This is a genomic window from Fulvivirga kasyanovii, from assembly GCF_009711405.1.
In the GTDB taxonomy this organism is placed as follows: Bacteria; Bacteroidota; Bacteroidia; order Cytophagales; family Cyclobacteriaceae; genus Fulvivirga; species Fulvivirga kasyanovii.
On record NZ_SMLW01000663.1, the window covers coordinates 6,516 to 17,829 of the forward strand.

Annotated in this window: 9 protein-coding genes; 1 reads left to right on the forward strand and 8 read right to left on the reverse strand. The window is 42.9% G+C overall.

Translation table 11 applies throughout. The annotated features are described in order from the left end of the window. Positions 1-17 precede the first annotated feature (17 nt). The 5 genes from phoU to E1163_RS26090 are packed head-to-tail and all read right to left on the reverse strand — an operon-like array spanning position 18 to position 4,256. Entirely contained in the window at positions 18-695 is a 678-nt protein-coding gene (gene phoU / locus E1163_RS26070) for a phosphate signaling complex protein PhoU (protein WP_155175939.1), read from the reverse strand. Between the two features lie 52 nt (positions 696-747). After that, positions 748-1,500 (reverse strand): phosphate ABC transporter ATP-binding protein PstB, encoded by a 753-nt coding sequence (pstB, locus tag E1163_RS26075; RefSeq protein ID WP_155175941.1) that lies wholly within the window; start codon positions 1,498-1,500, stop codon positions 748-750. Between the two features lie 15 nt (positions 1,501-1,515). Next, complete coding sequence (pstA, locus tag E1163_RS26080; RefSeq protein WP_155175943.1) at positions 1,516-2,373, reverse strand: phosphate ABC transporter permease PstA; 858 nt, start codon at positions 2,371-2,373, stop codon at positions 1,516-1,518. Further along, on the reverse strand, positions 2,366-3,244 hold the full coding sequence (pstC, locus tag E1163_RS26085; protein WP_155175945.1) for a phosphate ABC transporter permease subunit PstC: 879 nt from the start codon (positions 3,242-3,244) through the stop codon (positions 2,366-2,368). The genes pstA and pstC overlap by 8 nt, the downstream gene beginning before the upstream one ends. A 52-nt stretch (positions 3,245-3,296) precedes the next feature. Continuing rightward, positions 3,297-4,256 carry a PstS family phosphate ABC transporter substrate-binding protein gene (locus E1163_RS26090; protein WP_155175947.1) on the reverse strand — a complete coding sequence of 320 codons (960 nt, stop codon included), beginning with the start codon at positions 4,254-4,256 and terminating at the stop codon, positions 3,297-3,299. 218 nt (positions 4,257-4,474) lie between these two features. Between E1163_RS26090 and E1163_RS26095 the strand changes: the two genes are divergently transcribed. Then, a complete protein-coding gene (locus E1163_RS26095; RefSeq protein ID WP_155175949.1) occupies positions 4,475-6,190 on the forward strand; it encodes a Na/Pi cotransporter family protein in 1,716 nt (571 codons plus the stop codon). Positions 6,191-6,250: 60 nt separating this feature from the next. Here E1163_RS26095 and E1163_RS26100 read toward each other — a convergent pair whose 3' ends face one another. The 3 genes from E1163_RS26100 to secA all read right to left on the reverse strand — a co-directional run. After that, complete coding sequence (locus E1163_RS26100) at positions 6,251-7,444, reverse strand: M20 metallopeptidase family protein (protein ID WP_155175951.1); 1,194 nt, start codon at positions 7,442-7,444, stop codon at positions 6,251-6,253. Then, a complete protein-coding gene (locus E1163_RS26105) occupies positions 7,445-7,954 on the reverse strand; it encodes a hypothetical protein (RefSeq protein ID WP_155175953.1) in 510 nt (169 codons plus the stop codon). A gap of 3 nt (positions 7,955-7,957) precedes the next feature. After that, a partial coding sequence (secA, locus tag E1163_RS26110; protein WP_155175955.1) for a preprotein translocase subunit SecA occupies positions 7,958-11,314 on the reverse strand: 3,357 nt, incomplete at its 5' end.

An 11,314-nucleotide genomic window follows, 5' to 3' on the forward strand; every position in this document is an offset into this window, starting at 1 on the left:
GGTAGCCTGTTCACAGGTTACTTTTTCTTCTTCTTTTGGTCCTTTTTGTGCTTGAGCACTTTGGCCTCTATATGGAAGATCAGCTCTTCACCTACATTTTTTGTAAGGTCACCTACACGTTCCAGTTTTCTTACAATAGAGAATAACTTAAGGATAAGTTTTATTTTATTGGGATATTTCTGGATCAGCTCTGCAGCGATTTTAGATGCATTTTTATTGTTTTCATTCAACTGATCATCTTTTTTGAAGATCTTTCGGGCTAGTTTGGTGTCTTCATTTTCCATAGCTTCTTCCATATCATGAAGCATGGAAATAGCTACATCATACATCATGTTGAGTTTAAATTTCTCAATCATGTCGTCCTCAGCTTTCTCCATCACATCAAACAGGAAGTTGGCTATCCCTTCGGCGTTGTCACCTATACGTTCCAGGTCATTGCTTATTTTAAAAGCAGCCAACACAAAACGCAGATCGGTTGCTACCGGATTGTACAGGGCCAGAATATTCTCACACCGTTTGTCAATAGCCAGCTCAAGAGAGTTTACCCTTTTTTCCATGGATATCACTTCTTTGGCCAAATCAGCATCAGCATTGAAAGTGGCTTCCTTGCATTTAACCAACTGTGATGTTACCAGCTCCAACATTTCAAGGAGCGTATTTTTTAATGAATCTATTTCCGGATCTAAATGTGACATATAGCGTATAGGTGTTGTGTTGAATCAATGAGTTTAATTGAAATAATCTGTTTTACCCAAATCTTCCCGTAATATAATTTTCCGTTCTCTCGTGTTTAGGGTTTGTAAAGAGCTCTTTTGTTTTGTCGTATTCGATCAGGTTACCCATATAGAAGAAGGCTGTTTTATCACTAACCCTGGCAGCCTGTTGCATGTTATGGGTCACGATAACAATAGTATAGTTTTCTTTCAGTTCCGCAATCAAATCCTCGATCTTAGCTGTTGAGATCGGGTCCAAAGCAGAGGCAGGCTCATCCATAAGCAGTGTAGATGGCTCTACAGCCAAAGCGCGGGCAATACATACCCTTTGTTGCTGTCCGCCTGATAAAGAAAGCGCTGATTTGTGAAGGGAGTCTTTGACCTCATTCCAAAGTGCAGCTTGCTTCAATGATTTTTCCACAGCTTCCTCCAGTACACTTTTGCTTTTGATTCCCTGTATTTTAAGACCATAAGCTACATTCTCAAAGATAGTCTTGGGAAATGGATTGGGCTTCTGGAAAACCATACCCACTTTTTGCCTTAACTCCTCAACCCTGACTTTTTTGTCATAGATATCTTTACCTTCAATGAATATATCCCCTTCTTTTCTGAAGCTGTCGATATAATCATTCATGCGGTTGAGACAACGAAGGAAGGTTGATTTTCCACAACCGGAAGGGCCAATAAAAGCAGTAACCGTATTGGCTTTCATGGTTAGTGAAATATCTTTCAACACATGGTTTTCACCATAATAAGCGTTGACATTATTTGCTTCAATATGTTTCATTCTTATAGTATAAACTTACCAGTTTACTTTTTTCTGCCATTTATTACGTAAATAAATGGCTATTCCATTCATAATAAAGGTAATGAGTAACAATATGATAATTGCGGCGGCGGCATTGACTACAAAACCATGCTGCGGTCTGGACACCCAGTTAAATATCTGCATTGGTAACACCGTGAATTCATCCATCGGATTGGTGGCTACAAAAGGCACGTAGGCCAGGGCACCAATTACAATCAATGGAGCAGTTTCCCCAACAGCGCGCGAAAGGGCCAGGATTATTCCTGTTAAAATACCTCCAGAGGCTGCAGGAAGGGTCTGGTACCATATGGTTTGCCATTTGGTGGCGCCCATTCCAAAAGAAGCTTCACGCAGTGATTTAGGCACGGCTTTAAGGGCCTCTCTTGTGGCCACTATTATAATTGGCAATATAAGTAATGCCAGTGTAAAGGCACCGGCCAGCAAACTGCCTCCGAAATTCAGCGTTCTTACAAATATCTCCAGTCCCAGAAGGCCATAGATAATGGAAGGAACACCTGCAAGATTGGCAATGTTGATCTCTATTATCGAGGCCAGTCTGTTCTTTTTGCCATATTCTTCCAGGTATACACCTGCAGCTACTCCCAATGGGATGGAAATAATTGCTGTTAAACCCAATATCCACGCCGTACCGGTCCATGCAGTCAATATACCTGCTTTGGCAGGTCTTCTTGATGGCAGGTTTGTAAGGAAGTCCCAGTCTATGCGTTGAAGGCCTTCTGCCAGAATATTGAAAATAAATATGGCCAGAACTATCAACCCGAAGAATGTGCAGAAAATACCGAAGTATTTAAAAGCAGAGTCTATGATCCTGTTTTGATTAAGCTTAGTCATACTTTTCCTGGTATTTTTTCTTTATCCAGAAACTGATGTTGTTAAGGACAAATGTGAAAATAAATAAAGTAATACCGGCCGCAAAGATGGTTTTGTAGGCCAGTGATCCGTGAGGAACATCTCCGAGGCTCACCTGCACGATATAGGCGGTAATAGTTTCAACAGCGTCTCGTGGGTCCAGTGTAAGGATGGGCTGCTGACCTGCAGCTATGGCCACAATCATAGTTTCACCGATAGCACGTGCTACTGCAAGAATGATCGATACGATGATCCCTGACGAGGCTGCAGGTACGGCAACTTTAAATGCAGTCTGGAACCGTGTGGCACCCATGCCGTAAGAAGCTTCGCGCAGTGATTTGGGCAGCGCATGCAAGGCATCTTCACTTAAAGAGGAGATCATGGGAATGATCATGATGCCCATAACGAGACCAGCAGACAATGCATTAAAACTACCCAGATCAGGAATGATATTCTGCAAAAAGGGAGTTACCACTGTTAATGCGAAAAAGCCATATACTACAGTAGGTACTGCAGCTAATACCTCCAAAGCAGGTTTTAAGCTTTTTCTGAAGTTTTTAGGGGCATACTCACTCAGATATACTGCTATGGCAATCCCAATAGGCATGGCTGTTAGTATTGCAATAGCTGTGGTTAGGAATGTGCCGGTAAGCAGTGGCAGTATGCCGTAGTGCTTTTGGGTAAACAGGGGAGTCCATTCCGTATCAGTGAGGAAGTCGGTAACCGACACTACCTGGAAAAAGCTGAATGACTCTGATACCAGTACCCAGATTATTCCTAAGGTAGTGAGAATTGTAATGAGGCCGCTAAATGCCAAAGCGCCCTCAATAATTTTTTCTCCGGTATTTTTCAAAATAGTTTAAAGTAATGTGCCAGACTTATAAGCCTGGCACAATTTAAATAATTTATTGTTTTGCCGTTTGAACAAAATTCTCAAACTCTGATTTTTCTTTTTGATACTCATCCTTCGGAAGGGGAATATATCCAACATCCTGAACAAGCTCCGGGGCTACTTCGAGGTAAAAATCAACAAAAGCTTTTACGGCAGGCCTGTTGGCTGCTCCTCTGTTAACATAGATGAAGATAGGCCTTGAAAGAGGTGAATATTCTCCGCTTTTTACAGTTTCTAAAGATGGTAAAACAGGCTCGCCTTCGTGCTTAACCGGTATAAGTTTCAATTTGTCCTGGTTCTCTTCAAAGTATGCAAGTCCGAAGAACCCAATGGCGTTTTTATCTCCTGAAATACCCTGAACCAGAACATTGTCGTCTTCGCTGGCAGTGTAATCTCCACGGCTTGAACCGCTTTCCCCAACTATGGCTTCGGTGAAGTAATCGTATGTTCCGGAAGCAACACCAGGTCCGTAAAGGCTGAATTCTTCGTCAGGCCATCCTGCTCTGATCTGGCTCCATTTAGTTATCTCACCCTGGGCAGAAGGTTCCCATATTTTTTTAAGTTCTTCCACAGTGAAATGGTCAATCCAGTCGTTTTCAGGATTAACTACAACTGCCAGTCCATCATAGGCAACAGTTAACTCGACAAAGTCGATGTTTTCTTCTGAGCAAGAAGTTTTTTCTTTATCTTTTATAGGTCTTGAAGCATCGTTGATATCAATATCTCCACGGCAAAACTTTTTAAAGCCACCACCGGTTCCTGATACACCAACAGTCACCTGTATATCGGGTTGCTCGGCCCTGAATTCTTCTGCAATAGCTTCAGTGATAGGGTAAACAGTACTAGAACCATCAATTTTTACTTCTCCATCGATTTGATTTTCAGATTCTGAGTCGGATTTTTTTTGACCACAAGAAGAAAATAAGAAGCTTCCTGCAAATAGAATTAGGATTAAATTTGCCTTGAATTTCATGCTTTTTTTGTTTAAAATTTTTGCAAAAGTACCCTTATGCCCATTCAGCCAAGGATATTTCATGTTAAGTTAATGTTAAGTTTGTGTTAACTAAAAGAAACATAAAGCTTCTATTCTCTGAATAATTTCTATTACTTTGCCCTTTCAAAATTTATAACATTTGATCTGTGGTTTAGTTTTTTAAACCGCTCAGGTTTTGACCTTTATCAATTTGCACTATGAAATTTGATTTCTTTGATGTTCTCACCCTTGTAGGGTCTCTTGGTTTTTTCATATATGGCATGAAGGTAATGAGTGAGGGCATCCAAAAAGTAGCTGGAGGCAAGATGCGCCAGATACTTCGGGCTATGACCTCAAACCGCTTCATGGGTGTATTGACAGGTTTTCTGCTCACCTCACTGGTCCAGTCTTCTTCGGCTACAACCGTAATGGTTGTAAGCTTTGTTAATGCGGGACTGCTTTCCCTTGTGGAGTCGATAGGGGTGATCATGGGGGCGAATATCGGAACCACTGTTACAGCCTGGATTATCTCCATAGTGGGTTTCAAGGTGAAAATTGCTGCCGTTGCCCTGCCTATTATTGCTTTCGGATTTCCTTTACTGTTTTCTTCTAAAAACCGATGGAAATCATGGGGAGAGGTTATCATAGGGTTTGCTTTACTATTTATGGGGCTTGAGGCATTAAAAAGTGCTGTGCCGGATTTAAAATCCAACCCACAGGTACTCGAGTTTTTAAGCCGTTACACTGATGCGGGTATCTTATCTACCTTGTTATTTATTGCTATTGGTACTGTATTGACTGTAGTAGTGCAGTCGTCGAGTGCGAGTATGGCACTCACACTGGTGATGGCCAATCAGGGGTGGATATCATTTGACCTTGCCGCTGCTATGGTACTTGGGGAGAATATCGGTACAACTATTACAGCTAACATAGCGGCCCTTGTGGGTAATATACATGCCAAAAGGGCGGCCCGTGCACATTTTATTTTTAATATATTCGGAGTAGTATGGATGTTGCTTGCATTTCCGCTATTCCTCAATGGTATTGATGCCTATATGGTGAAGTATCATAATGTGTCTCCTTTTGATTCTCCTGAAGCAGTTCCCGTTTCCCTCTCCATTTTCCATACAACGTTTAACATTATCAACGTTCTGCTTCTGGTCTGGTTTGTTAAGCACATCTCCAAATTTGTGGTGAGGTTTGTCACCTCTAAAGGTGAGGACGAGGAGTTTAGATTGGAATACATCAGCACACCTATCATGTCTACGCCTGAAATATCCCTGGAAGAAGCGGGTAAGGAGATTGCAAAATTTGCCGAGCTCACCTCGAGAATGTCGGGGTTTGTGCAGGCTCTGATCGTTAAGAAGAAGATGAAGGCACGTGCTAAATTGATGAAGCGGATCAAAAAGTACGAGGAGATTACTGACCGGGTAGAGCTGGAAATAGCCGACTACTTATCCAAAGTTTCTACATCTAACCTTAGTAGTGAGTCTTCTTTGAGGCTAAGAGGTATGTTGTCGATCATCAATGACCTGGAAAGAATAGGAGACCTTTTCTTCCAGATGTCTCTGGCCGTTGAAAGGAAAAATGAGAGTGATGCCTGGTTTTCAGAGCGCCAGGTGAAGAACCTGCAGGAGATGTTTGAGCTTATTGATGAAGCATTTAATGTAATGATTACCAATCTCAATATGGACTATGATCAGGTAAGCCTCAATGAGGCCATAGAACATGAAGCGGCTATTAACAAAAAACGTGACAGGCTTCGAAAGAAGCACCTGAAAAATATTGAAAAAGGCGATTATGATATCATGAGTGGTATTATATACTCTGACCTCTATAACCTGATAGAGCGTGTAGGAGACCACATCATTAACGTGTCAGAGGCAGTTACCGGTGAGCTGGCCAAGGACGAAGAGGATATAATAAGTGCCTAAAACGAAAAAGCCTGAAGCAAATAACTTCAGGCTTTTTTATTGGTCCTTTAAAGCTCCTTCTTACATTTTCTGCAGCTTGTTTACGGCAACCCAGGCCATCATGCCAGCGCCTATTTCCAGGGCATCCTCGTCAATATCAAAGGTAGGAGTATGGACATATGAGGTAATACCTCTGGCTTCGTTTCTGGTGCCCAGTCTGTAAAAGCATGCAGGAATCTCATGTGTATAATAAGCGAAGTCTTCCGCTCCCATCCACAGGTCAAGGTCAACAACATTTTCTTTCCCCAGGTATTCTTCTGCCGAGCTTCGCGCTTGTTTTGTAACTTCCGGATCGTTGACCAGGAAGGGATAACCCTTTGAAATTTCTACATGACAACTTCCTCCCATGGCCGTTGCAATATTTTCGGCCATAGTAGTGATCTTCTTATGTGCATCGGCCCTCCACTCTTCATTCATCGCCCTGAAAGTGCCTGCAATATTTACCTCGTCCGGAATAATGTTGGTGGCGCCGTTGGCAATTATTTTTCCGAACGAAAGCACTGTTGGTGTTTTGGGGCTGGCATTTCTACTGATGATCTGCTGCAGTGCCACTATGATATGCGATGCAATGAGTACAGGGTCAACAGTCAACTCAGGAACAGCGCCATGGCCACCTTTGCCCTTTACGGTCAGGTAGATCTCATCACAGCTCGCCATGTACATGCCTTCACGAAAGCCGACTTTTCCAACAGGGATCAGGGGCATTACATGCTGCCCGAAAATACATCCGGGAGCCGGATTTTTTAGAGCCCCGTCTTTGATCATCAGGGAAGCTCCACCGGGGTTTTTCTCTTCACCGGGTTGAAAAATAAGCTTTACGGAACCTTCAAACTGATCCTTAAGCTCGTGTAGTATTTTGGCTGCGCCAAGTAATGAAGAAGTGTGGGCATCATGTCCGCAGGCATGCATTACCCCTTCGTTCTTTGATTTGTACTCTACATCGTTGGCCTCAAGGATAGGCAGGGCATCCATGTCAGCTCTGAGGGCCAGTACTTTTGATTCCGGGTTTTTACCTTCAATAACAGCGATAAGACCGGTTTCGGCTACACCTTCTTTAGGTGTGATGCCAATGGCCTTCAACTGTTCTGCGACATATTTAGCCGTTTTATATTCCTGATAGGAAAGTTCAGGGTTAGCATGGATATGTCTCCGTATACTTATGATCTCACTGGCATTGCGTGCTGCCAGCTCTTTTATTTGCTGTTTTAATGACATTTATTGAAGGTAAATTCTTTCGGGAATAATTATAGCGCCGGAAAATTTTTTCTTCAACTGCGCATAAGGCTTTCGGGCCTCTATTCTTGAGTAGTATTTGCCTACTTTTACTTTGAAGTTAGGCTCATCAAATTTCAATTCCGGATTTGACTCGGGAAGTATAGAATAAACTTTACCTCTTGCTAACCTTGCCTCTTCGCTGTTGGTGCCGGAGTAAACCTGTATGGTAAAGCCATCAATGTACCTGATATCTTTTCTTAGCACGTCAATACTGTCCAGTACGGCGTTCAGTTGCGACGTGACATGGTGTTTGGGAACTACATCGCTGTAGTCCTTCACAGTTTCAGTGGTGGCAGAGTCAACTATCACCTTTGGCTTTTCATATTTCGGGCGCAACTGGGTCAGGTCTTCCTTATACTTTTCAGTATCGGCCGAACTGGTAACCGAGCTGGTTTTACACCCGAATATAACTATTGAGACAACTAGACAGTAGGTTAATGATCTGATCATAAATTAATCTTCAACTAATACGCACTTGTTATTCCTGATATCTTCCTCTACCTTTTTAAACTTCACATCCTTTTCGATACGACCATCCATGTACTGAACGGTAACTTTATCGTTACGGCCTACAATTTTTTCCGATTTAATAGGCATGGTTTTTTCTGCCGGCGGCCTGTTGGCGTTGGTCTGGGCACCGCCACTGCCACCGCCACTAAGCAATGAACGTGACTCATCCTTTTGCTCTTTCAGCTTCTGCTTTCTTTGTGATCTTGCCTCCTGTACCTGCTCAGGCTCCTGGATAGGAATATCCGCTTTGATCAGGAAGGAAATAGTGTCCTCATTTACTTTGGCAATAAACCTTTTGAAAAGTTCAAAACCTTCGAATTTATAGATCAAAAGAGGATCCTTTTGCTCATAAACAGCATTCTGAACACTTTGCTTTAAGTCGTCCATTTCACGCAGGTGGTCTTTCCAGAGCTGGTCGATGATAGCCAGTGTTGCCATCTTCTCCATAGCCTTTACAAGCTCTGCATTTTCAGTCTCCACACATTTTTTCAGGTTTGCCGCTACACCAATTTGCTTTTTGCCATCAGTAAATGGCACCATGATGTTTTCTATATTGGCACCTCTCGTTTCATCAATATTTTTAATGATCGGCAGTGACTTCTCTGCTATACCTTTGTTTTTACGTTTGTAGTACTCATAAGCCTGGTGGTAAAGCTTATCAGTTAACTGCTCAGTTGAGGTTCTTTCAAAATCTTCTTTTGAGATTTCGAAGTCGATACCTAATACCCCGAGTACAGTAAGTTTAAAGCTTTCAAAGTTCTCGCCACCTTTTGTATTGACTACAATGTCTTCGCATGTATCATAAAGCATGGTCATGATGTCGAGCTGAAGTCGCTCACCAAACAGAGCGTTTCTTCTTCGCTTGTAGATAACCTCCCTTTGAGAGTTCATCACATCATCATATTCTAGTAATCTCTTTCTTATACCGAAGTTGTTTTCTTCCACTTTCTTTTGAGCACGCTCTATGGATTTGGTTACCATGGAGTGGGAAATAACCTCTCCCTCCTGCAAACCAAGTTTATCCATGATACGCGCAATACGCTCAGGCATAAACATCCTCATCAGGTTGTCTTCCAGCGAAACGAAGAACTGTGAAGATCCCGGATCTCCCTGACGACCTGAACGACCTCTTAACTGCCTGTCCACTCGTCTGGATTCATGTCTTTCGGTACCTACAATAGCAAGTCCTCCTGCTGCTTTTGATTCCGGGGAAAGCTTAATGTCGGTACCTCTACCGGCCATGTTGGTAGCGATGGTTACTGTGCCGGGTTTTCCTGCTTCAGCCACCACTTCGGCCTCTCTCTGGTGTTGCTTTGCGTTAAGTACCTGGTGCTTGATCTTTCTCATATTAAGCATTCTGCTCAATAATTCGGAAATCTCTACCGAGGTAGTACCCACCAGTACCGGACGGCCCTGCTCAGTGAGGCTTACTACTTCATCTACTACGGCATTGAATTTCTCACGAACAGTTTTGTACACCATATCCTGTCTGTCCGCTCTGGCTATAGGCTTGTTGGTAGGTATTACCACTACGTCCAGTTCGTAGATTTCCCAGAATTCACCTGCCTCTGTTTCGGCTGTACCGGTCATACCGGCCAGCTTGTGGTACATTCTGAAATAGTTCTGTAATGTTACCGTAGCATAAGTTTGCGTGGCATCCTCAACTTTTACATTCTCCTTGGCTTCTATAGCCTGATGTAGACCATCAGAGTACCTTCTGCCTTCCATAACACGGCCTGTCTGTTCATCTACGATCTTTACCTTGCCATCTACAAGAATATATTCTGTGTCCTTTTCAAATAAGGTATAAGCTTTAAGAAGCTGGTTGACCGAGTGGATACGTTGCGACTTTACGGAGTAGTCTTTAATGATCTCATCTTTCTTCGCCACTTTTTCCTCATCAGTCATTTGCTCATCTTTTTCCAGTTGAGCTATCTCTGTACCGATGTCCGGCATAATGAAGAAGTTTTGGTCTTCCCCCTCACCGGTAATCAGGTCAATACCTTTTTCGGTCAGTTCAATGCTATTGTGTTTTTCATCGATGGTGAAATACAATGGTTCATCTGCCTCAGGCATCATTTTTTGATTGTCCTGCAGGTAGAAGTTTTCAGTTTTTTGCAGTATTTGCCTGATGCCGGGTTCACTAAGGTATTTGATCAAAGGCTTATGTTTGGGCAAACCCCTATATGCTCTGAAAAGAGCCAGGCCGCCGTCTTTTTCATTTTGCTCGGCGATAAGTTTTTTGGCCTCTACTAAAAACTGTGATGTTATTTTTTTCTGTGCTTCTACAAGTTTACTGATCCTTGGTTTAAGATCGTAAAACTCGTGCTCATCTCCGCGGGGTATCGGGCCTGAAATGATCAGTGGTGTTCTGGCCTCATCAATGAGTACAGAGTCAACCTCATCGACCATTGCGTAGTGGTGTTTCCTCTGCACAAGCTCTTTCGGGTCGCGCGACATGTTGTCCCGAAGGTAGTCGAAACCAAATTCATTGTTGGTACCATAGGTGATGTCAGCAAGGTAAGCGTTTCTTCGGGCGTCGGAGTTTGGCTCATGTTTATCAATGCAGTCAACCCTGAGGCCGTGGAACTCAAAAATAGGAGCCATCCACTCACTGTCCCTTTTGGCCAGGTAGTCGTTAACAGTAACCACGTGCACACCTCTTTTGGCCAGGGCGTTGAGGAATGCCGGTAAAGTAGCTACCAGGGTTTTACCTTCACCTGTAGCCATCTCAGCAATTTTTCCCTGATGCAGTACTATACCACCTATGAGCTGTACGTCATAGTGTAGCATTTCCCAGGTTACTTCGGTACCGGCAGCCAGCCATTTGTTGTGCCAGATGGCTTTATCTCCCTGTATTTCTACGTTTGATTTTTCAGCAGCGATTGTTTTGTCATGCATTGTAGCAGTTACTACCAGCTTTTCATTCTCTTTGAGCCTTCTGGCAGTCTCTTTTACTACAGCAAATGCCTGGGGAAGTACATCCATCAGGACTTTTTCAAGATCTTTGTTCCTGTCCTCTTCGAGTTTGTCTATTTCAGCAAAAACTTCTTCTTTTTCGTGAATGTCGAGGTCAGGGTTATCTTCAATTTTTTGATGCAATGCAGCTATCTGATCGTCGATCCCTTTGAGTGCTGCATTTATCTGTTCTTGTATATTTGTGGTTTTATTTCTTAGTTCGTCGTCGCTAATGCTCGCAAACTGAGCATACTCCTGGTTGATCTTCTCAACCAGCGGCATCAAAGTCTTGATGTCTTTTTCTGACTTTGTACCGAATATCTTTGCAATAAACTTTAACAT

What these genes read in the sequence shown, in the direction of transcription:
- pstB (WP_155175941.1), bottom strand. Translation starts at nt 1,500, where the DNA reads ATGAAACATATTGAAGCAAATAATGTCAACGCTTATTATGGTGAAAAC.
- phoU (WP_155175939.1), bottom strand. Translation starts at nt 695, where the DNA reads ATGTCACATTTAGATCCGGAAATAGATTCATTAAAAAATACGCTCCTT.
- E1163_RS26090 (WP_155175947.1), bottom strand. Translation starts at nt 4,256, where the DNA reads ATGAAATTCAAGGCAAATTTAATCCTAATTCTATTTGCAGGAAGCTTC.
- E1163_RS26105 (WP_155175953.1), bottom strand. Translation starts at nt 7,954, where the DNA reads ATGATCAGATCATTAACCTACTGTCTAGTTGTCTCAATAGTTATATTC.
- pstA (WP_155175943.1), bottom strand. Translation starts at nt 2,373, where the DNA reads ATGACTAAGCTTAATCAAAACAGGATCATAGACTCTGCTTTTAAATAC.
- E1163_RS26100 (WP_155175951.1), bottom strand. Translation starts at nt 7,444, where the DNA reads ATGTCATTAAAACAGCAAATAAAAGAGCTGGCAGCACGCAATGCCAGT.
- E1163_RS26095 (WP_155175949.1), top strand. Translation starts at nt 4,475, where the DNA reads ATGAAATTTGATTTCTTTGATGTTCTCACCCTTGTAGGGTCTCTTGGT.